At 39.7% G+C, this 20,387-nt stretch carries 24 protein-coding genes and 1 other RNA gene; 16 read left to right on the forward strand and 9 right to left on the reverse strand.

Going from position 1 to position 20,387, the window contains the following annotated elements; translation table 11 throughout:
• Positions 1 to 165 precede the first annotated feature (165 nt).
• The gene (gene hprK, locus AC0L13_RS08230; RefSeq protein ID WP_473645777.1) at positions 166 to 1,083 is read left to right on the forward strand and encodes an HPr(Ser) kinase/phosphatase; all 918 of its coding nucleotides are present in this window, start codon (positions 166 to 168) and stop codon (positions 1,081 to 1,083) included.
• 22 nt (positions 1,084 to 1,105) lie between these two features.
• The gene (locus AC0L13_RS08235) at positions 1,106 to 1,936 is read left to right on the forward strand and encodes a DUF2785 domain-containing protein (protein WP_473645778.1); all 831 of its coding nucleotides are present in this window, start codon (positions 1,106 to 1,108) and stop codon (positions 1,934 to 1,936) included.
• A 34-nt stretch (positions 1,937 to 1,970) separates the two neighbouring features.
• Here AC0L13_RS08235 and AC0L13_RS08240 read toward each other — a convergent pair whose 3' ends face one another.
• Positions 1,971 to 2,639 carry a TetR/AcrR family transcriptional regulator gene (locus tag AC0L13_RS08240; RefSeq protein WP_473645780.1) on the reverse strand — a complete coding sequence of 223 codons (669 nt, stop codon included), beginning with the start codon at positions 2,637 to 2,639 and terminating at the stop codon, positions 1,971 to 1,973.
• Positions 2,640 to 2,919: 280 nt separating this feature from the next.
• Between AC0L13_RS08240 and AC0L13_RS08245 the strand changes: the two genes are divergently transcribed.
• The 3 genes from AC0L13_RS08245 to AC0L13_RS08255 all read left to right on the forward strand — a co-directional run bounded on the left by AC0L13_RS08245 (position 2,920) and on the right by AC0L13_RS08255 (position 7,105).
• Positions 2,920 to 4,422 carry a BCCT family transporter gene (locus tag AC0L13_RS08245; protein WP_473645782.1) on the forward strand — a complete coding sequence of 501 codons (1,503 nt, stop codon included), beginning with the start codon at positions 2,920 to 2,922 and terminating at the stop codon, positions 4,420 to 4,422.
• Between the two features lie 28 nt (positions 4,423 to 4,450).
• A complete protein-coding gene (locus AC0L13_RS08250) occupies positions 4,451 to 6,499 on the forward strand; it encodes a CocE/NonD family hydrolase (RefSeq protein WP_473645784.1) in 2,049 nt (682 codons plus the stop codon).
• A gap of 93 nt (positions 6,500 to 6,592) precedes the next feature.
• Positions 6,593 to 7,105: a DUF2179 domain-containing protein gene (locus tag AC0L13_RS08255; RefSeq protein WP_473645786.1), complete on the forward strand. Its 513-nt coding sequence runs from the start codon at positions 6,593 to 6,595 to the stop codon at positions 7,103 to 7,105.
• Between the two features lie 53 nt (positions 7,106 to 7,158).
• Here the strand turns inward: AC0L13_RS08255 and AC0L13_RS08260 are convergent, their stop codons facing one another.
• Positions 7,159 to 7,599, reverse strand: coding sequence for an OsmC family protein (locus AC0L13_RS08260; RefSeq protein WP_473645788.1), 441 nt, complete (start codon positions 7,597 to 7,599; stop codon positions 7,159 to 7,161).
• Positions 7,600 to 7,720: 121 nt separating this feature from the next.
• Here AC0L13_RS08260 and AC0L13_RS08265 point away from each other — a divergent pair, with 121 nt between their 5' ends.
• Positions 7,721 to 8,518 (forward strand): GNAT family N-acetyltransferase, encoded by a 798-nt coding sequence (locus tag AC0L13_RS08265; RefSeq protein WP_473645790.1) that lies wholly within the window; start codon positions 7,721 to 7,723, stop codon positions 8,516 to 8,518.
• Positions 8,519 to 8,711: 193 nt separating this feature from the next.
• Here the strand turns inward: AC0L13_RS08265 and AC0L13_RS08270 are convergent, their stop codons facing one another.
• A complete protein-coding gene (locus AC0L13_RS08270; protein WP_473645792.1) occupies positions 8,712 to 9,926 on the reverse strand; it encodes an MFS transporter in 1,215 nt (404 codons plus the stop codon).
• 211 nt (positions 9,927 to 10,137) lie between these two features.
• Between AC0L13_RS08270 and AC0L13_RS08275 the strand changes: the two genes are divergently transcribed.
• Both AC0L13_RS08275 and AC0L13_RS08280 read left to right on the forward strand, forming a co-directional pair.
• Positions 10,138 to 10,317 carry a hypothetical protein gene (locus tag AC0L13_RS08275; protein ID WP_473645794.1) on the forward strand — a complete coding sequence of 60 codons (180 nt, stop codon included), beginning with the start codon at positions 10,138 to 10,140 and terminating at the stop codon, positions 10,315 to 10,317.
• A gap of 103 nt (positions 10,318 to 10,420) precedes the next feature.
• Positions 10,421 to 11,290, forward strand: coding sequence for a YitT family protein (locus AC0L13_RS08280; RefSeq protein WP_473645796.1), 870 nt, complete (start codon positions 10,421 to 10,423; stop codon positions 11,288 to 11,290).
• Positions 11,291 to 11,323: 33 nt separating this feature from the next.
• On the opposite strand, the gene AC0L13_RS08285 is transcribed toward AC0L13_RS08280, so the two are convergent.
• A complete protein-coding gene (locus tag AC0L13_RS08285; RefSeq protein WP_473645797.1) occupies positions 11,324 to 12,298 on the reverse strand; it encodes an LCP family protein in 975 nt (324 codons plus the stop codon).
• A gap of 478 nt (positions 12,299 to 12,776) precedes the next feature.
• Here AC0L13_RS08285 and AC0L13_RS08290 point away from each other — a divergent pair, with 478 nt between their 5' ends.
• The 4 genes from AC0L13_RS08290 (at position 12,777) to AC0L13_RS08305 (ending at position 15,593) form a co-directional block, all read left to right on the forward strand.
• Entirely contained in the window at positions 12,777 to 13,385 is a 609-nt protein-coding gene (locus AC0L13_RS08290) for an AarF/UbiB family protein (RefSeq protein WP_473645800.1), read from the forward strand.
• A gap of 54 nt (positions 13,386 to 13,439) precedes the next feature.
• A complete protein-coding gene (locus tag AC0L13_RS08295) occupies positions 13,440 to 14,240 on the forward strand; it encodes an EcsC family protein (protein ID WP_473645802.1) in 801 nt (266 codons plus the stop codon).
• Positions 14,241 to 14,298: 58 nt separating this feature from the next.
• Entirely contained in the window at positions 14,299 to 14,619 is a 321-nt protein-coding gene (locus tag AC0L13_RS08300; protein WP_473645804.1) for a hypothetical protein, read from the forward strand.
• Positions 14,620 to 14,780: 161 nt separating this feature from the next.
• Complete coding sequence (locus AC0L13_RS08305; RefSeq protein ID WP_473645806.1) at positions 14,781 to 15,593, forward strand: VanW family protein; 813 nt, start codon at positions 14,781 to 14,783, stop codon at positions 15,591 to 15,593.
• 70 nt (positions 15,594 to 15,663) lie between these two features.
• On the opposite strand, the gene AC0L13_RS08310 is transcribed toward AC0L13_RS08305, so the two are convergent.
• The 4 genes from AC0L13_RS08310 to AC0L13_RS08325 all read right to left on the reverse strand — a co-directional run bounded on the left by AC0L13_RS08310 (position 15,664) and on the right by AC0L13_RS08325 (position 17,639).
• A complete protein-coding gene (locus tag AC0L13_RS08310) occupies positions 15,664 to 15,954 on the reverse strand; it encodes a DUF2653 family protein (RefSeq protein WP_473645808.1) in 291 nt (96 codons plus the stop codon).
• Entirely contained in the window at positions 15,942 to 16,385 is a 444-nt protein-coding gene (locus AC0L13_RS08315; protein WP_473645810.1) for a hypothetical protein, read from the reverse strand. The genes AC0L13_RS08310 and AC0L13_RS08315 overlap by 13 nt, the downstream gene beginning before the upstream one ends.
• 171 nt (positions 16,386 to 16,556) lie before the next feature.
• Positions 16,557 to 16,712, reverse strand: a complete 156-nt coding sequence (locus tag AC0L13_RS08320) for a DUF1540 domain-containing protein (protein WP_473645812.1) — start codon at positions 16,710 to 16,712, stop codon at positions 16,557 to 16,559.
• A 111-nt stretch (positions 16,713 to 16,823) separates the two neighbouring features.
• The gene (locus tag AC0L13_RS08325) at positions 16,824 to 17,639 is read right to left on the reverse strand and encodes a S1C family serine protease (RefSeq protein ID WP_473645814.1); all 816 of its coding nucleotides are present in this window, start codon (positions 17,637 to 17,639) and stop codon (positions 16,824 to 16,826) included.
• 124 nt (positions 17,640 to 17,763) lie between these two features.
• On the opposite strand from AC0L13_RS08325, the gene AC0L13_RS08330 reads away from it, so the two are divergent.
• Together AC0L13_RS08330 and AC0L13_RS08335 are read left to right on the forward strand one after the other, a co-directional pair.
• Positions 17,764 to 18,081: a YunC family protein gene (locus tag AC0L13_RS08330; protein ID WP_473645816.1), complete on the forward strand. Its 318-nt coding sequence runs from the start codon at positions 17,764 to 17,766 to the stop codon at positions 18,079 to 18,081.
• Positions 18,082 to 18,141: 60 nt separating this feature from the next.
• The gene (locus AC0L13_RS08335) at positions 18,142 to 18,387 is read left to right on the forward strand and encodes a hypothetical protein (RefSeq protein WP_473645818.1); all 246 of its coding nucleotides are present in this window, start codon (positions 18,142 to 18,144) and stop codon (positions 18,385 to 18,387) included.
• 134 nt (positions 18,388 to 18,521) lie between these two features.
• Here AC0L13_RS08335 and ssrS read toward each other — a convergent pair.
• Positions 18,522 to 18,713: non-coding RNA, 6S RNA (ssrS, locus tag AC0L13_RS08340), on the reverse strand.
• Between the two features lie 137 nt (positions 18,714 to 18,850).
• Between ssrS and cax the strand changes: the two genes are divergently transcribed.
• Together cax and AC0L13_RS08350 are read left to right on the forward strand one after the other, a co-directional pair.
• The gene (cax, locus tag AC0L13_RS08345; RefSeq protein ID WP_473645820.1) at positions 18,851 to 19,903 is read left to right on the forward strand and encodes a calcium/proton exchanger; all 1,053 of its coding nucleotides are present in this window, start codon (positions 18,851 to 18,853) and stop codon (positions 19,901 to 19,903) included.
• 53 nt (positions 19,904 to 19,956) lie between these two features.
• Positions 19,957 to 20,379: a DUF948 domain-containing protein gene (locus AC0L13_RS08350; protein WP_473645823.1), complete on the forward strand. Its 423-nt coding sequence runs from the start codon at positions 19,957 to 19,959 to the stop codon at positions 20,377 to 20,379.
• Positions 20,380 to 20,387 lie beyond the last annotated feature (8 nt).

The following is a 20,387-nucleotide window of genomic DNA, read 5'->3' on the forward strand; positions in this document are numbered from 1 at the left end:
TTGTACTTTACGAATACCCTTCTTTCAGAATGGTTAAACATTTTATTAGAAGTTTTCTATTTTTTCTTTCTGGTCTTCATGAATATATATCCAGCGTAACATGTTATACTAATACGAAATGAAATAATTGACCGCATCCATACGGAATAAGAGGTGAGTATCGTAATGAAGACTGTAACTATTGAAAACATCGTTAAACGATTTTCTTTGGAAGTCCTTGTTGGACACCATATGTTAGATAAAAGTTTGAAAAAGACGAAAGTCAGAAGACCAGGATTGGAATTCATGGATAAATTCGATTTCATTGCGACTGAGCATATCCAAATCCTCGGAAAGAATGAAATCAATTACTTACATACGTTATCAGATGATGAATGCAAGATGCGAATTGCTAATATTGTTCAGTATGATCCGCCATGCATCATCATTACATCCAATCAGGCAGAGCCGCTTGGGTTGCTGCAATATTGCACGGAAGAGCATATTCCTGTTTTACGGACGCCTGACTCGACAAGCGAAATGAGCGCGAAGCTGGATGCATACGTAACGAAAGAAATGGCTCCAGAAATTGCTGTCCATGGAGTATGTGTGAATGTTGCAGGAATCGGAATTCTGCTCCGTGGCAAGTCGGGAGTGGGGAAGAGTGAAACGGCGCATACGCTGATTGGCAGAGGGCATCGATTGATTGCAGATGATATTGTAGTGTTGAAAAAACTAAGTCCACAAACGCTTCTCGGAACTCACGATGAAAAGAATAAGGAATTTCTGGCACTTCGAAGCATTGGGTTGCTCAACGTTGTCAGATTATATGGACGAGCTGCTTTTCAGGAAGAAAGCCGGATTGCGCTCGATATTGAACTGACCGAATGGCAAGACAATGCATTGAATAATGAATTGGAGCTCGATGCGAAATTCAAGACATATATGGACGTTCCGGTCCCACATATTCAAATTCAGTTGCAGCCGGGTAGAGACGTAGCGGGATTGATTGAAGCGGCAGCAAACAACTGGTATTTACAACAGCAAGGGTATAGTGCAGCTGAAGAGTTCAAGAAGCGACTAGAATCCGAATTTGATGAATAAAGCCACGGAAAAGAGGTCTCTCATGAAACAGCAAATGAAGATGGTATTGGAAATGGATGATTTGCAGTGTCGAAACTATATGGAAATGCATGGTGAGGAGCTTTTTTCTAACATGCTAGCCAATCTAGGGTCCCCGGATGGCGAGTTGCGAGATGAACTGATTTATAGACTTTTTGTCAAACTGATTTCGGGACAACACTTGGAAACAAATCAATTGATCCATGCCCTTAAAGAATTAATTACAGATCAATATTTATTTGTGTCAATCGGTGAACTAGGCTCGGACGATGTGTTTATCCGCTCCTTCTCAACTCTTTGGCTCACTGGACTATTTTGGTTGGATAAAGAACATCCTTTCATAGATCCGAAATTGCGAAGTGAAGCGATGGAGAAATGCGCAACCTATCTTTCACATGAACAAGATACTCGTGGGTATGTGAAGGACAAAGGGTGGGCCCATAGCATTGCCCACGGTGCGGATCTTGCGGCAGTTATCGCAAGTCATCCTTTAGCAGAGAAAAGATTGATTCCTGTTATTTTGGAAGGCGTAACATCTTGCTTTTGGAAAGGTGGTGTCTATAGCGATGACGAGGATGAACGTTTAGTCGCAATCATCCTATCATTACCGAACATCGATTATCCGGAAGACATTTTAGTTGAGTGGGTCGAGCAAGTCTTTGACAAATTGGATCGGAAAACACCTGAAGATCGGTACTCCCAATCGTTTTACTATGGACGTACGAATTCACTACATTTCATGAAAACTTTGTATTTCGCATTGAAAAAGTCCAAACGTTATCCAAAGTTGCAAAGTACGGCTTCTTTTTTCATTCAGAAATGGCAAACTGTATAAATTTCAAAAAACCGATGGATCCGTCCATCGGTTTTTAACTATGACTCATATTTGTCAATGCATTTTCCACCATTTGACCAATATATTTCAATGTTTTTTGTTCTGCTTCTTCCAAACTATAATCCAATCTGTTATTTAATATATTCGTCATCATACCTTGCCATAAAAGATTAGTCATTTCATTCAGCGAGTCCACTTGGGATTCATCGATCTTTCCTTCTTTTGAAGCCATCTCCAAAAGCGACTTTCCCCGTTTTGTCATGCTTCTCTCAAATAAGATCGGTTTCAACTCTTCTGGAATGTTTATTAAATCGGATGGGTACATCTCGTAATACCGTTCAATCATTTTTTCTGGGTGATCACCGAGATCCATGATGAAAACCGCATGGAAAATGGAAGGCTGCCTGAAGGAATGACTACAGAAGCATTCCCATGCGAGCATATATTTTTCCAAATATGTTTTTCCTGCATCCATTTTTACAGTGACTTCCTCAATATAATTTTTCAATAGCTTCATAGAAGCAAAGAAAATCAAATGGGAAACTTCCTTGAAATAATTGTAGATTGTTGCACTATTATATCCCGCGCGGTCCGCCACTTTTCTAATAGTTACTTGATTGATGCCTTCTTCTTCGATAATTTCCACTGTTGCTTCTATAAAGTATTTCCACATTCTGCTCATTTGAATTGTTTTATTGCTCAATCTACTCACTGCCCTTCCGTATTTCAATTATACAAGATTTACATTATAATAATTTGCTATTTATGATTGTTCTATCAATTTTCTTGTGATAGAATAATCGATATTAATAAAATAATCATGATTAGTATATTATATCTGATTATGATTTTAAATTCAATCAATCTTCAAAATGTATTGAAAGGTAGGCTAGGTTAATACATTTCGTAGATTTATTGAAAGCGTTATCAAATTGCGGGTAACTTACCCGTACTGCTAGAAAAATAAAAAAGGGGTGGGGGAAATGAAAAAAGTTCGGATTGATCCATTTATTTTTTGGGCGTCAATAGCTGTCATTATAGCGGCAACTGTTTTGTTAGTTATGAATCGTTCTACCGCGGAGCCGTATTTAGACAATTTGATGTCTGAAATCACATATAAAATGGATTGGGCTTTTCAGTTTTTGACAATTGGATTATTCATCATTTTAATTTGGCTCGTATTCAGCCGCTATGGAAAAATTAAACTCGGCGAAGGCAAGCCTGAGTTTTCTACATTCAGTTGGGGGACGATGCTATTCACGGCTGGCATGGGTACAAGCATTATGTATTGGTCGATGCTTGAGCCGGTTTTTTATTACACAGGTCCTCCGTTCGGGAGCGAACCGGAAAGTAAAGAGGCTGCTGAATGGGCATTGACTTATGGCTTATTCCATTGGGGAATTTCAGCATGGTCATTATATGCATTCCCAACTGTAGTCATCGCCTATTCTTATTTCATTAAAAAACGTCCTTCTTTGAAGATGAGCGTCGCTCTTAGTGGGGCCCTCGGGAAGTATGCAGATGGCTGGCTAGGTAAATTGATCGATATTCTAGTCATTTGGAGTTTGGTAGGGGGGTTAGGGACATCGCTCGGTTTAGGAGTCCCAATGGTATCTGCGGTTGTAGGTAGTATTTTAGGAATTGAACAAACCGTTACACTGGATGCTATCATTGTCATTTGTATTACAGTCGTATACTCTGCGAGTGCTTACTTAGGTCTCCATAAAGGGATCCGCAGATTGAGCGACATTAATGTCTATCTTGCTTTAGCACTTGCAATCTTTGTTTTTCTTGCCGGTCCTACTTTATTTATTTTGACATATTTCACAAACAGTTTTGGCATGATGATCCAAAATTTTGCCATGATGAGCTTTTATACAGATCCTATTGGCAAAAGTGGATTTCCGCAAGGCTGGACAGTGTTTTACTGGGCATGGTTTGCGGCGACAGCTCCTTTCATGGGCCTCTTCGTTGCTAGAATTTCAAAGGGTAGAACAATCCGTCAATTGATCATTCATATGCTTTTATGGGGTTCTATCGGTGGTTGGATTTACTTTATGGTATTCGGCGGTTATACGATGAATTTGCAATTGCAAGATTTACTTCCTGTGAAGGATATTTTAGCGGAAAGCGGTGGACCTGCTTCAATTGTTGCCATATTGAAATCATTGCCATTAAGCTCCATTGTATTACCATTCTTCGTCATACTGGCGGTTATTTTCCTTTCGACATCAATGGACTCAGCTACGTATATTCTTTCGGCTACTGCGACGAAGGAGTTGGGTGATGGGCAAGAGCCTGCAAGATGGCACCGGATGGTATGGGGAGCTATACTGGCAACGATATCAATTTCATTGCTTTTGATCGGCGGGTTGCGGGTCATTCAAACGTCAGCAGTCGTCGTTTCAGTACCAATCTATATCTTTTATCTTCTGCTTGTCGTCTCTCTATTGAGATGGATAAAGCAGGACTTTCCAAAAGCGTAAGTAGGACAATTAATAGGAGGTTATCATAATGGTTTTCAACGTACGTGAATCAAACCGAAATGTTAGGACAGAGTTTCCAAGAAAAATTAAGGAAATGAACAATATTTGGATTCCTATGTCGGATGGTACTCGACTTTCCGCAAAAATTTGGCTGCCGGAAGATGCTGATCAAAGTCCTGTACCAGCAATACTTGAATATATACCGTATCGGAAAAATGATTTCACTGCCCTGAGGGATTCGCTCCGTCATCCATATTTTGCGGGCCACGGATATGCGAGCATCCGTGTAGATATAAGAGGTTCCGGCGATTCTGAAGGGATTTTGTATGATGAATATTTGAAGCAGGAACAGGATGATGCATTGGAAGTGCTCACTTGGATTTCCGAACAACCATGGTTTACTGGTGGCATCGGTATGATCGGTAAGTCGTGGGGAGGTTTCAATGGTCTACAAGTGGCTGCAAGGCGACATCCATCTTTAAAAGCAATCATCACACTCTGTTCAACAGATGACCGTTATGCGGATGATGTTCATTATAAAGGTGGAGCGATGCTTGCCTCCGATATGCTTTGGTGGGCTTCAACAATGCTTGCATATAATGCGCGCCCCGCCGATCCGGAAGTGGTCGGAGAAGCATGGCGTGACAATTGGCTTGAACGGTTGGAAAAGACGCCTCCATTTGTTGAAGAATGGGTTAGACACCAACGACGAGACGATTATTGGAAGCATGGTTCTGTATGTGAAAACTATGAAGATATTGATATACCGGTCTATGCAGTTGGCGGATGGGCGGATGGCTATACGAACGCCATTCCGCGGCTATTGAAAGGTTTGAAAGGACCTCGCAAAGGATTGATCGGTCCTTGGGCGCATGAATATCCAGAAATGGCGGTTCCAGGTCCACAAATCGGTTTCCTTCAGGAATGCTTGCGTTGGTGGGATCATTGGTTGAAAGGTGAAGATACAGGCATTATGGAAGAACCGATGCTGCGGGCTTGGATTCAAGATAGTGTCCCGCCCCAAACCAATTATTTCATCAGGCCAGGCCATTGGGTGGCGGAAGAGCAATGGCCGCCTGCAGATCTCATAAATAAACGATACTATCTAGATCAATCAAAATTGAATGCAGAAATTGCTGATGTAAAAGAAATCAAGGTGGAAAGCGTTCAACAGCACGGTCTTCATGCAGGCGTCTTTTGTCCGTTCGGTCAACCAGGTGATTTGCCGGGAGATCAAAGAAATGAAAACGGCTATGCCGTCGTGTTTGATTCGGAACCGGTAGATGAACCAGTTCAAATTTTAGGACATCCTTCATTCACAGTTGAACTTTCATCTGACAAACCGAATGCTTTACTATCAGTAAGATTGAATGATGTAGCGCCCGACGGTTCATCCACTCGTGTAACGTGGGGATTGTTGAACCTTACACATCGGAACAGCAATGAGTTTCCCGAGTATCTAGTGCCCGGGGAAAAATATTGTGTCACAGTCGATATGAATGCAATCGGTCACAAGCTGGAAAAAGGGCATCGCTGGCAATTGGCAATATCACCTACGTATTGGCCGCATGCTTGGCCATCTCCTGAAGAAACGACTTTGACAGTCAATCCTTCAGAGAAGACATTCCTTTCATTGCCTGTGAGGGAGCCGAAAACGATTGATTCGGAACTTCAACCATTCCAGCATCCTGAGGCGGCCCCAGTATTGGAAAAGGATATTTTGCGGGAAGCGGAAAGGACACGCGTCATTTCACATGATGTCATATCGAATGTATGGACACTTGATGATTTTTCTGATGAAGGAGCGAGAAAGCTGCATAGCAATGGAATCGAATACGGCAGTACGAATCGCAATATTTACACTGTGGAAGAAGGCGAGCCGCTAACTGCGAAAGTACAATGCGATTGGACATTGTCTGTTGGCAAGGATAAATGGCAGACGAACCTTGAAACAAGCAGCGTCATGACGGCTGACGAACAATACTTCTATTTGATGAACCATTTGGTTGCATTTGAAGGGGATGAAGAAGTCTTCAATCGTAAATGGGAAACGAAAATTCCTAGGGAGTTTGTATAAAACATACATAGGTTTGGAAGGAGACGAATAACTGTCTCTTTCCGTCCTATGTTTTTTTGCAGGTCATTATAAATGATAGAGTAGGGGAAACGTATGCTATCCATGATTTTTACCATCATCGCCATTAACTTGGCGTATGTGTCATTATTCACTTTGCGTGTCCTATTTACATTCAAAGGACTTCGTGTCATCGCCTCTGCCGTATCAATGGCGGAAGTGTTCATCTATTTAATGGGGTTGACATTGGTGCTGGACAATCTTGACAATCCAATTAATATCGCAGCTTATTGTTTTGGTTGGGGGCTCGGGGTATACGTTGGAAGCCGGATCGAGAAGAAATTGGCACTTGGATATACTGTTTTCGAAGTTGTTGTCAATGACACAGACATGGATATTTGCAGGCAATTGCGGGAAAAAAATTATGGCGTGACATCTTGGTTTGCAGATGGCAAGGATGGCAAACGCCTCGTTATGAAAGTACTCGCCAAGCGAAAAGATGAACAAAAGCTTCGTAGTACCATTTTGGATATTACGCCTAAAGCATTCATCATCTCTTACGAACCAACAACGTTCAATGGTGGTTTTTTAGTGAAGCATTTAAGATGAAATAGAAAAAAGTCTCTTGTCCGAAAATCAGACAAAGAGACTTTTTTCTGTTGTCATAAGATTATGTTTGGCTCGACTGTAACCTCTACATTTCCTTGCAACGCCCTGCTGATCATGCATGAAGCTTCCGCTTTCAAAACTAGTTTCTCTACAATATTACGCTTCTCAGCCATACCTTCAGCCAAGATTACTTCAGGTTTATGTATAATTTTTTTGTACGTAACTATTCCGTTCGTATAGTCAACTACTCCGACAGACTCCATCGTCAGGCTTTCTTTTTCCACTCCGCTTCTTTCCAGCATAGCCGCAAGCGTAATGATATAACATGTTGCAGCTGCACCGAGCAGCATCTCATCTGGATTTGTCCCGATTCCGGGCCCGTCCATTTCCTTTGGGATAGATACGTCAGTCTTCAAGTTTAATGTTTCAATCGTTCCGACATCATTACGTAATCCCGGCCAATCCGCTTTAAGATGAAAATGATGTTCTGCCATTATCAAAACCCCTTTCTACCATATTCATTATATTACCATGCTTGACCACTTTCCAAAATGAATGTCCAAATGGTAAAGTATGGACAGAAGTTAAATCAACTAGTAGATTGGTGGGGGCATTTTGGATAAACAGGATTTATTATTACTTTTCGATACAGAGCTTCGAAAGAATATGCAATCAGCAGGCTTTCGACGTGAGGAAACGGAACATGTAGTCCGACATATATCGTTGCATGACGAGAGGGGATTCATCATTCACTCCACTTTGAATGAAGTGAATGCAAGTCATGTCATTCAGGAAGAGCTGAACTATTTCAACCGACTTGGTGTGGGGTTTGAATGGAAAGTGTATAGTTATGATAAACCGGATCATCTGAAAGATCTTCTTGAAAAGCAAGGCTTCACTATAGAACCTCGGGAAGCTTTAATGGTTATGGATATTAACGATAACCATCCATTTCTCCAAAAGGATGAACAGCCTTATCTAAAGGAAATCGTTGATGAGAAAGGTATCCGGGAGATAATATCTCTTATTGATACCATTTGGGAAGAATCGCATGAAGAGTTAGGGGACAGGTTATGGAGAGACAAGCAGAATGACCCGGAATCTTTATATTTGTATGGGGTATATGATAATGATCAACTGGTCAGTGCAGCATGGCTATACTTTGAAAAAAAATCTTCATTCGCAAGTTTGTGGGGCGGCTCGACATTACCTGATTATCGGGGCAAAGGGTTTTATACGTCTCTTTTATCCATTCGGGCTGCGAAAGCAATCGAAAAAGGATATCGATTCCTTACCGTCGACGCAAGCGCTATGAGCCGACCGATACTAGAAAAGTACGGATTCCTCTGCCTTGCCTACTCCTACGGCTGCCAATCTCCGGAACTTATTATGAATCATGTTGTCATCAAATGAGATAAAAGACGGATGTTGTTGGTATTTATGGTTTCTATTGCTTGTAATGAAGGTGTCCGACTCCTGCGGGAATAGCATGAGCCTTGAGACCCCGGACGTAGCGAAGCGGAGGAGGAGACTCAAGCCATGCCCGCGGAAAGCGGACGCCCAAAAGGAAAGCAATAGCTATTTGATAATGTATATAAGTCATCAATTATAAAGTTATAGTAGATTTCCTTGTAAACTTGACATAAACAATAAAAAATAATCCAGCACTTAAAAATCGCAATATCGAATTAATATACATAGCTGTTTCCACACCCCATTGTTCTAAGAGCCAAATGCCGATTTGAGGAGCTACGAACGCAACAATTGATAACAATACATTATAAGTTGTTATGCAATACGTTCTAACAGGATCGGGGGACTGTTCCAAAAGCAAGTTGAACAATAACAACACGACACCTGCAAGGAAAAATCCTGAAGACGTCTGAACTAAAGCGATGTAATACACATTCGTAGATAAGACTGTTAGGAAAGGCGTTGTGGCCATACCGATTGCAGCCCATACGAACACTAACGTGTTCGATCTTTTTTCCGCCCACTTTTTCCAAAGAGGGAAGGACAAGAACTGCGCTAACATGCTTCCGACAGAGAACATACTAACCCAGAATATTGTCACTCCGACAAATCTGACATGATAAATATTAAAGATGCCCCACGCCATCTGCCAGGCGAAATTGAAAAAAAGTGCCGCTACTAGGAAGGAAACATAATTTTGATGCTTGAAAATTGACCAATCCATCATTTTCTTCTTTATTAATAAGCTGTCCGTCTTTACAGGCTCTTCCTCATGCTTCAACAATAAAAATACTTCTAGCATCCCAAAGCAAAAAGCGACCGCAAACAATAATTGATAGGCTGTTACATTGGATGATGCATCTTTCATTACAATTCCGATCACCAATGTTGAAATCAATCCAACAATTGTCAACAGCCTGTTCCTGTCGCTGAAAAAGGCACCCCGGTTTGATTCCTCAACAAGACTGCTAATGAAAGTCTGCCATCCTATATTGGCAACGGTATTTGGTAAACTCATAATTGCGATGACGATTAAGAAAATCCAAGCATGCGTCGTCGGGGAAGGGACGTAAATGATGCCGATAATCAGTAGAAACATAAGTCGTGCCAATAGGACTGACATGGCAACTAGCTTCTTTTGTGTATGTGCGCGATTGATTAAGATCGCGGCTGGTATTGTCATGATCAACGCCATTAAAGGCGGCAGCGAGCTGATGAGGCCGACTTGGTAATTGGTCGCACTTAACATCGTAATCGCGAAAATCGGGAAAAAGTTGTTTGAAAAATTTACTGCGATAGTCGAAGCCATCCCGTGGTAAATGCTGATCTTCTCATTATAGGTGCGCATAGTCTCTCCACTTTTCTATTCATTTGAACAACCTGCTAAACTGAATTATATACTTCGTTACACGAAATACAAGACTCTTTTTTTAAATTGAAAAATTTTTATAAGAATATGGACCATTATAAATACATTTCATCTGTTTATTGATAATCCTTCTCAACTCGGGTAAAATGTATTTGAGAACGATTTTAATCAATGAAAAGGTGGAGTGTTCATGCTGCGGGTTATTATGTTGGCATTATTAGCAGGTTCTGTCGGAAGCATTTCTTTGATATCCTTTTTTAAAGGATTTGACATGCAAGGAACTGTGGTTGGACTCATTTCACTGATCTTATTGTTTGGAATTACATCGTATTTTTATTTTGAATTTAATAAACATAGGATTAGCTCCTGAACACCAGAATTCACTGGTGTTTTTTTAACGGTCAAAGAAGGAATTTTTTCTAGGAATGAAGTATAATCAAGTATCTATCGTGAACTGTATTGAGGAGGTACTTATGTTTTTTATTGAAGCAAAACGTATTATCGTTGTAATTTTCGGGTCTTTGCTAATGGCGATTTCCTTGAACTTTTTCCTGATTAACGCTAATGTCTATGCGAGCGGATTCTCTGGGGCTGCACAGTTAGTTTCAAGCATTTTGTTCGATCAATTGGGCATCTCGGTTAGCACAGGTATTTTACTATTCCTATTTAATATTCCAGTATTCATTTTGGGTTGGTTTAAAGTAGGAAGAGGATTTACGATTTATAGTATTATCTCGGTTGTTTTTACTACGATATTCCTGGAGATATTACCGGTTCTATCACTTTCCAGCGATATTATCCTTAATGCCGTTTTTGGCGGAGTGATTGCCGGCGTCGGTGTCGGCATCTCGTTAAAGCTCGGTGCTTCTACGGGTGGAATGGATATTGTCGCAATGGTATTGTCGCGTCTGCAGGATAAACCAATCGGAACTTATTTCTTATTGCTGAATGGTATCATTATAGTGTTAGCTGGGATATTATATGAGCCGGAGAACGCTCTTTATACGATGGTAGCATTATATGTGACAACATCTGTCATCGACATGATTCATACACGCCATGAAAAGGTAACGGCAATGATCATTACCCATAAGGCTGAAGAGCTTCAACAGGCAATCCATCAGAAGATGGTACGTGGTATTACGATTGTGCCAGCGAAAGGCGCTTATTCAAAAGAAGATAAAAACATGCTGTATTTGGTTATCACAAGGTATGAATTGTATGACTTAGAGAAAATCATAAACGAAGTCGATCCACAAGCTTTCACAAATATCGTCCAGACCGTTGGGATTTTTGGCTTCTTTAGACGTGAAGGCGAGCACCCGGAACGAAAAACAACGTAAAACAAGGTATCCCCGAAAAGGGATACCTTGTTTTTAGTTTACGCTGCTTTCTTTAGTATCGACGATTTCTGTCGTACCATCCAGAAATTTATTCAATTCCTCAATATTTTTATCGAAATCAATATCAAGGACTCTACCCGCTCTAACATCAAGATCTGTAAAAGAGTTGTCTACAGGGATGCGCAGGGTATCGATTTTTTCGGATTTATTATTCAAAATTCCTTTGCCAATGGAAAGCATCGTCATTTTATCCAGATTCGTATCAATATAAGCGTCGGCTGCTCCTAATAACTTAGGCAAATTCATGAGACTGTGTACGCCAACAGCTTCATCCTTCAATTTTGAGAGAACTTCTTGTTGACGTGCAACCCGACCGAAGTCATTTTTGCTATCATGGCGGAAACGGACATAACCAAGAAGCTGCTCGCCTTTCAATCTTTGTACGCCTGGATGAAGCGTCATGTAAATACCATGTGACATCGTATAGGGAATATCGACTTCAATGCCATCCGGTGCGATAATATCTGCAATTTTAGGGAAGCCATTGAAATCCACCATTGCATAATAATGTACATCCAAACCGAAATTTTCTTTGATTGTCTGGCGCACGAGCTCAGGACCGCCAAGACTATATGCAGAATTCATTTTCTGCATGCCGTATCCAGGAATCTCGACATACGTATCACGCATGATCGATATTAGCTTCACCTTTTCAGTATCTTGGTTGTAATTCGCTATCATTAATGTATCTGAACGACCATCTTCATCTTTCCGTGCATCTGAGCCAAGCAGCATTATATTGATTTCACCGAATTGTGGTTCTGGTCCATCAAAAATACCGAAATCTTTATTTTGTTCTTTCAACGTACCTTCTTCTGAAAGTGATAAACCTTGATTATATTGATCAACCCAGTAATAAGTCCCTAATCCGAGCAAGACTAAGACAATACCGATTATAAAACCGAATTTTTTTCTCTTTTTCTTCTTTCTCATATCTATCCTGTTCAAATGATCACCACCTAATTTTAAAATCTATGACGAGATTGTTTAGCACGCGTATCATATCACCTAATGTTCTTATGGGCAAGGGATATTTCCACTACATATAGACGATGGACGAGGGAAAAAGTTTTCATTTCATACAAAATATTAATTCCAATTTCTTCATTTCTATTTAATTACCCTTGGTTGGCTGCTTGTATTCCTTTCAAAGCATTATTACCTTTACTTATGAAAATCACATGAATTGACTACAAACATGATTATATTTATACTGAAACTAGAAAATTATATTCAACTTCCACTAAGGGGAGTAGCTATACAGCAAAGTCGTCAATACGGGCTCTTCCAAGATCCCCGGCTTTGTTGACAACAACAGTTGTTTGCGAGACCTTACCGATTATTTGGTGAGGTCTTTTTTTGAGGCGATATAACCAGTAATTGGTTATATCGTTTTTTATTTTTCTTTATTATGGAGGTAGAATTTTTGGATATTTATGAAGAACTTGCTAGAACTGTCAGGATAAATAATAAAAATCGTTTGTTAGCCTATGATGATACATTAATACATGTTGGGACAGGAAGAAGCGCATTCGTGTTTAGAATAAAATCGACGATGACAGCAATAAAAGTGTTTTTTCCTGCTTTCACCCACTTTGCCGTAGAGGAAGCGGAAATATATAAAAAACTTCAAGGGATTGTTTATTATCCTACTGTCCATGCTTCAGGGGTAAATTATGTCGTCATGGACTATATTGAAGGTCTCACACTTTTTGACTGTATGATTAAAAAGGAGGTTATAACGTCCACTCATATTACAGAAATTGATCATGCATTATCATTGGCGATTGCTAGGGGACTCAACCCTTCAGATATTCACTTACGTAATATTTTTATTACTAACAATGGGAAAATCAAGTTGATTGATGTTGCGCGTTTTAGACAAATGAAAGATTGCCATCAATGGGAAAACTTGAAGAGGGCGTACAGACAGTTTTACTGTAAACGTTTTTTTCCTAAAAAAATACCTGTCTCCATTTTAAATATGATTGCATGGCTATATAAAAAAGATTGGATCCCCTCATATAGGACGTGACCATTGAAGAATTTTTATAACTAACAAAATACTAAGAAAGTGGGGAAAACAAGAATGACTGATTCAAAAGAATGGCTATTAAACGAACTGAAAACAGTGGAGGATTGGGAGAAAGACCAAAGTGATTTATGGTTTTTGGAAAAACTAGGTCGTTTGCCGTTTAAACTGATCGATAAATGGACGCCTGATTTCATTCAGAATAAAATCGGCATTCTACTGGATGAGCTTGGCCAATATATCCAATCTGGCGGACGTTATTTAAGCTCAGTTTCCAATATCACAAATTATTATCCTCATATGGATGTGCAAACGTTAGAAAGTGTAAAAGAACTCCCAATTTCAACGATGGATGATGCTGTCGAAAAAATAACGAATAATAGAAAAAGAATTGCAACAGTTCAGGGAGCTAGTACCGGGATTGGTGGAGTGTTTACATTGACGATCGACATTCCACTGTTGCTAAGTTTGCAATTAAAGACATTGCAAGACATCGCAATTTGTTATGGCTATAATCCGAATGAGAAAGAAGAACGATTATTTGTAGTGCAATGTCTCCAATTCGTTTCCTCTGATATTGTGGGAAAACAAGCCATTCTTGCTCAGTTGTCTCAATTTGATGCTTCTAATGATACTTCAAAGCGGGAAGTGATGTCAGAACTGCAAGGTTGGCGTGAAGTCGTATTCTCCTATAGGGATCAAATCGGCTGGAAAAAGATATTTCAAATGATTCCAGTTGCAGGTCTCGTATTTGGTGCATTCATCAACCGGTCAGCAGTGAATGATATAGCTGAGGCAGGAAAAATGCTTTATCGAAAAAGAAGGATCGTAGAGAGATTAAAGCAAACCGAACTATGAATAGAATGTGACGGAAAGGGAATGGAAGAGGGAGTAAGGAAATAAAGGAGGCATTCTCTTGAAGTATACAGCTGATTTGAATGAACTGAAGAATTTTGCAATGACAATGAAAGATAAAAATGTTAAAGGGAAAATATATGTGAATCAGGCAAATCATAATTTAGAGGAGCCTATATTATCTGATGAAGATACAGCTGGCAGACAACCCCTTCAAATGTTGCGGATTGTCATCCAAACGGATCAGCAATCAATCTATTATGAATATCTGTTTAATGAAGCAGCTGATTTGGAAGAAATAAATGTACAGTTGAATGATATGTATTCATTTTTCGAGAAGGAAATAGTATCAGTAGAATATATGAACGATTTGGTGCGATAAAAGAATAATATGGCTACAATGCAAACACACGATATGAATATTTTCGTGTGTTTTATTATTCAAAAAAACGACAAAAATATTTCTGTATCAAGAAGGGAAGAACGATTGCAATAATGAATAAAGTAAAGGAGTGTGTATGTTTCGAACAAGGGGAGAAAAAAATGAGGTTATCTGAGATTCACCCGTTTTTTTATTATGCTCGAATTGAGCAAAAGAGATTTTTTCGTTTTATAAAAAATATGAAAAACAGAAAACGATTTGCTCAGCGGAAATCTGAAACGAATTTTCTATTCACATGTAAAAAACATCAGTCGCTATTGCGTAGACGTTTAGGGGATAGCGATCCGATTCTCCAGGAAAATAAAATCGTAAATCTGACGATAGCAGCAAGACAGATAGACGGGATTATCATTCAACCAGGTGAAGTCTTTTCATTTTGGGGGTTAGTAGGTAGGGCTACAAGAAAAAAAGGATATATTGAAGGAATGCAGCTTTCAAGAGGAGAAGTAAAAACAGGTGTGGGAGGGGGCATTTGTCAACTTGCAAATCTCCTTTATTGGATGGTGATGCATACGCCATTAACTGTTATTGAAAGACATCATCACAGCTTTGACCCCTTTCCGGACGAGGGGAGAATCCTTCCTTTCGGGAGTGGTGCAAGCGTCTTTTATAATTATGTTGACTTTCGTTTTAAAAATACGACAGAATATGCTTTTCAAATTCGCGTATGGGTAACAGACCGTCATTTGAAAGGCGCAATTTTTTCGAATGAAGAAGTTGAAAAAAGTTTTCATATTGAGGAAAGGGAACATCAATTTTATAAGAAAGAAGGGAAGACCTTTAGACAGAATGAAATTTGGAGGCGGACTGTTAATAAACGAACAGGAGCCTATGAAAAAGAAGAACTGCTAATAAAAAACAACTCCGAAGTAAAATATGAAGTGATGGAAAGGCAAATGGTGAACGCAAAGTGAGTCTACAGAAAAAGCAGGGCGGGTAACAGTGACTACCCACCTGGCTTATTGTTGTGAAGGAATGCTTATGTTATTGTATCTCAGCTATTATGCCTTCTTCTCGATCCAATAATAACTTAATTCCCGCGGCATAAGGATCTTTGTTCAAAACTTCTTTAATCCAATATCGGATCGCTTGAATCATGTCAAATGAACCAATGACATTTTGTTGACCGTGAAACTCCAGTTCTGCGGAAAAACCTTCGTCATCATCGTAAATAAGCTCTACTTCGATTTCTTCAGGCGATATTTTATGCTTTTGAGATTGATCAATACAGATCGCATTTACAATATCTTGTTCAGACATGATTAATTCTGCCATGGATTAGCATTCTCTTTCTCTTTTTTTGCTTTCAGAAGTGAAAAAATTCTGCGGATCATACTAATAATGAAAATGATCGCCAACATATTAATGAGAAAGCCTAACACTGAACCTAACATACCCATATTGGCGAAGAGACTTCCAAATAGAAGACCTGCAATCCCGCCTACAAATAAGCCGCGCATGAGGCCGCCCGAGAAGAAACCGCCTTTTGTTGAAGTGGTGTTGGAAGATTTATTAAATGAAGTGTTTTCTTCCTGTTTCTTATCTGCTTTCGGTTTTGTAAAGTTGTTTTGACTTGGGTTAAAGCTTTTCTTGCCGGATTTATATCCTTTCGCTTCAACTGTTGTCGCATGATCATTCAGTACTAGGCTTCCGATTGGTGACATGACAATCGATAGAGCAATCAACGCTGATAAAATTTTCTTCATTTCATAACCTCCAATTAGTAAAATCACATCTCTGCAATTATATAAGTATAGTATATAACATATCGGTGTCAAATAAATAATCGGAAGTATTAAGAGCCATAAACTAATTCAATAATAAAGAAAAATGCAGGCCACTTTTGACCATGCATTTTTCCGTTCTTCAACGGTGAATCAATCTTCAGGTTTAAATGTTTTACAATCCGTGTCTTCACTATCAACTGCCTGATCGCCAGTTTGGCTTACGACGTAAATGACATCGGCGTTACACTTATTGCCGTCTCCCCAGTACGTGCAGTTGTTCACTTCACATAATATTCGCTGTGTCATCGTATCACCTCCGTAGCTGTATTGTTCCCACAAATTCTTCAGATGATGCTCCTGAATTTGAGTAAAGGAAGTGATAAAATGACAAAAAAGGAGGGATGAAGGTCCAACAAATCATTGTTTTTCATAATCATTCAATAGAGAGATAGGAATGAATAAACCGATTTTGCCGTGTTCCTGATGGTCAAGAGTAGCGAATATGGTTCCGATGACTTTTCCATCTTCATTAAATACAGGACTGCCGCTATTACCTCTGTAGACAGGGGCTTGAATCATCATTACTTCGTCAGTCCAACCTGAAAGTTTAATGGGCGCCAAAATGGATCCTTCATTGGCAATCCCTTTGAAGCTAAGTGGATTTCCGATAAATGTAATCGGATCGTTCTTTGTCATTGTACTTGAATAATCAACCGTAAGAAAAGGAAGGTTGTCACCCTCAATTTCAAGTACTGCCATATCGATAGTCGGAAATACTTCTTTAATGGTTGCATCATAGCGGTCGTTATCCGGGAAAACGATCGAAATCAATTTGTTTTCATCTACTACATGATAGTTAGTCAGGATGGTTCCATCACTTGAAATCGAGTAACCAGTACCTTTTCCATCTTCCGTTACGACGACGACAACGGATTTTTTGTATGCTGCAATATTATCTTGTCTCGACAATGAGGCAGATGTCAGTAGAAAATCGATAGCTGGAATCGAGAAAACTTGAAAGAGCCCTGCGAATGTACTGAAGAATAATGTGATAGACAAAAGCCAAATGAACCATTTCGGCATTTTTTTCTTCCCTGTGTTACCTTCCTTTTGTTGCAATAAAGCTTCCCGTTGCGCTTCCAGTACTACTTCATGCATTTCTTCTTCGCTTAAGTCCTCAAAGTTCCAATCATCCGTTGCATGAATAAATTCTTCACTCTTTTCCTCTTTCATTTTGCATCACGTCCTCTAGTCGTTAAATCGATTACTACTATTATAGCAGTAGAATCGGGACGGACATATAGGAGCACAATTATGAATGAAAGTCCATATGTATAGAGAGGAAGGGGGGAGCATTTTGGTAACATTGACACCTATCATGATCGGAGGATATCCGTTTACAGCCGTAACTGTCCGTTTACCGAAAACGACCTTATTGACGGTTTCAAATGACAAAGGATATATAATGTGCGGCGCTTTAGATGTGGGGTTGCTGAATAATGTATTGGCAGACCGACAAATAATAGCTGGCAGGGCTGTCGGGGTAAAGACGATTGAACAGTTGCTGCAAGCACCACTTGAATCGGTTACACTGGAAGCGGAAACATTAGGCATTCATGTTGGAATGGTTGGGGAAGAAGCGTTATTAAAGATGGTGAATCAGCAGTCAATTTAAAAAAGTACTATTATAAAACGACCCGTATCGCGCATATTAGCGATACAGGTCGTTTGTTTATTGTTAACGGTTGTCGTTTCGGTTATTGCGGTTGTTTCGGTTGTTGTTATTGTTGTTATTGTTGTTATTGTTGTTGTTATTATTTCTGTTGTTGTCTTGATTGTTTTGCCCGAAGAAATCATCGGCAAATTCAGTGTTGTTGTTTCTGTTGTTTTGATTCCTCTCGTTTTGTCTGTTGTTGTCGTTGTTGTTGTTGTTATCCCGATTTTGTCGGTTGTCCCTCATTTGTATGACATCTCCTTTTAATTTTTTTGTTAAGTGAAATCTCCACTTACATTATGTATGATGTCCTCAGTCAGGAAAATTATCCGTTTGTCTGGATTTTTGAAAAAGTAAAAAACCACCATCTCGAAGAGATGGTGGTTGTCATAATCATAAAATTAAAAGCCGCCTTTGCCGTATCGTTAATCATGAAAGTTTTAAACCACCACTCCTCAAAGTGGGTGTCCGCAGAGACAATCCTGTCCGTCCTGGTTCAATGAATCAGGCATACCATTCCGGTCTCAATATAAAACTCCCTTTTACAGCTTAAAGGTTAAAACTTAATGTGTATACGAACAATGCAGCTTATGTATATATAGTACACTTTTGCTCGAGAATTTTCAATGAAAATATATTCCAGCTTCATTTTCCTCGGAATGGATCCTGTTTGTTTCAATCAGTTACAGGGAAAGATATAGAGAAATTCTGTTGAAGGGAAGTGATTGCGGTGAATCGAATATTTACATTGCTTGTTTTCATCGGAGTACCGCTAATCATTGTAGGTTCTGTAATGGATTGGCCGGATATTCCAATATTCATCATTAGTTGTGCCAGTATCATTGCATTATCAGGTTTTATTGGCAGAGCTACAGAAAGCCTAGCGATTGTTAGCGGACCAAGGATTGGTGGTTTGCTGAATGCGACATTCGGTAATGCTGTAGAGCTGATCATTTCGTTTTTTACTTTAAAGGCTGGTCTGATTGGCATTGTGCTTGCTTCCTTGACCGGATCGGTTTTAGGAAATTTATTGCTCGTACTCGGCGTGTCATTTTTCGCGGGTGGCGTCAAATACAAAACACAAAAGTTCAGTTTACATGATGCACGCTATAATTCAGGCCTTTTGATTTTTGCAGTCATCGTTGCGTTTGTTATACCGGAAATCTTTACGCAAAAGATGGATCAAGCCGATACGATCACGTTAAGCGTCGGTATTTCCATTATTTTAATCGCACTATATCTTGCAGGCTTGTTTTTCAAGCTTGTCACTCACCGAGGCGTTTTCGCGTCTTCTGATACGAATAAGCAAGAAGAGGAGACCCCCGAGTGGTCAAAGATGAAGTCGATCATCATTTTGCTGCTTTCGACAATTGCAGTTGCTTATGTCTCTGAACAGCTCGTACATACATTTGAGACGCTTGGTGAGAAATTCGGCTGGACAGAGTTGTTTATAGGTGTCATCATCGTAGCGATCGTCGGGAATGCAGCAGAACACTTTTCAGCTATAACGATGGCGATGAAAAACAGGATGGACGTAGCTGTGGAAATTGCGGTCGGATCAACGTTGCAAGTCGCAATGTTCGTAGCTCCCATACTTGTGCTGTTATCGCTTATGATGCCGGAAACAATGTCGCTCGTCTTCACTATACCCGAACTTGTTGCAATGATTACTGCAACATTCCTTGTCATTAATCTTTCAAACGATGGGGAATCGAATTGGTTCGAAGGACTAACGCTGTTAGCTGCTTATATTATAATTGGAATCGGTTTCTATCTATTGTAGAATGCTTACCTTCTCACAATATGTGGTATAGAAGGACAGGGAGGGATGACTCGATGTTAGTTCATATTGGAGTTTTCATAATTGCGCTTTCTTTCGCTATTTTTTCAGTCGCTTTATCAAAACTGCTCCTACGTGCATCGACAAGCATGGAAGCGGTTCAATCGGCGGCAAGAAATATGGAGTCCAAATTGGATGGAACAATTGAAGCGCTAGAAGGTACGTTAGATAACACTGACGGAACGGTATCTGACATGGAAGCCAAATTGAATGCACTTGATAGTGTGTTTTTGTCTACCGAAAAATTAGGAGATGCTGTTCATGTCATGAGTGAAGAATTGGATGAATTGACTAAAGGGTATGCAGACACTGGAAATACGACAGGGACAAAACCTTTCATTCGCATTATACAAAGTGCGGAGTTTGTAAAAGGGTTAGTAAAATCATGGAAGCGTGGACAAAAGTTTTCCACATTATAGAAAGGGGA

Source organism: Sporosarcina sp. QA0331 (genome assembly GCF_055808055.1).

Coding starts and splice junctions, on each gene's coding strand:
- hprK (WP_473645777.1), top strand. CDS start 166: ATGAAGACTGTAACTATTGAAAACATCGTTAAACGATTTTCTTTGGAA.
- AC0L13_RS08235 (WP_473645778.1), top strand. CDS start 1,106: ATGAAACAGCAAATGAAGATGGTATTGGAAATGGATGATTTGCAGTGT.
- AC0L13_RS08245 (WP_473645782.1), top strand. CDS start 2,920: ATGAAAAAAGTTCGGATTGATCCATTTATTTTTTGGGCGTCAATAGCT.
- AC0L13_RS08250 (WP_473645784.1), top strand. CDS start 4,451: ATGGTTTTCAACGTACGTGAATCAAACCGAAATGTTAGGACAGAGTTT.
- AC0L13_RS08255 (WP_473645786.1), top strand. CDS start 6,593: ATGCTATCCATGATTTTTACCATCATCGCCATTAACTTGGCGTATGTG.
- AC0L13_RS08260 (WP_473645788.1), bottom strand. CDS start 7,599: ATGGCAGAACATCATTTTCATCTTAAAGCGGATTGGCCGGGATTACGT.
- AC0L13_RS08270 (WP_473645792.1), bottom strand. CDS start 9,926: ATGCGCACCTATAATGAGAAGATCAGCATTTACCACGGGATGGCTTCG.
- AC0L13_RS08275 (WP_473645794.1), top strand. CDS start 10,138: ATGCTGCGGGTTATTATGTTGGCATTATTAGCAGGTTCTGTCGGAAGC.
- AC0L13_RS08280 (WP_473645796.1), top strand. CDS start 10,421: ATGTTTTTTATTGAAGCAAAACGTATTATCGTTGTAATTTTCGGGTCT.
- AC0L13_RS08295 (WP_473645802.1), top strand. CDS start 13,440: ATGACTGATTCAAAAGAATGGCTATTAAACGAACTGAAAACAGTGGAG.
- AC0L13_RS08305 (WP_473645806.1), top strand. CDS start 14,781: ATGAGGTTATCTGAGATTCACCCGTTTTTTTATTATGCTCGAATTGAG.
- AC0L13_RS08310 (WP_473645808.1), bottom strand. CDS start 15,954: ATGGCAGAATTAATCATGTCTGAACAAGATATTGTAAATGCGATCTGT.
- AC0L13_RS08315 (WP_473645810.1), bottom strand. CDS start 16,385: ATGAAGAAAATTTTATCAGCGTTGATTGCTCTATCGATTGTCATGTCA.
- AC0L13_RS08320 (WP_473645812.1), bottom strand. CDS start 16,712: ATGACACAGCGAATATTATGTGAAGTGAACAACTGCACGTACTGGGGA.
- AC0L13_RS08325 (WP_473645814.1), bottom strand. CDS start 17,639: ATGAAAGAGGAAAAGAGTGAAGAATTTATTCATGCAACGGATGATTGG.
- AC0L13_RS08350 (WP_473645823.1), top strand. CDS start 19,957: ATGTTAGTTCATATTGGAGTTTTCATAATTGCGCTTTCTTTCGCTATT.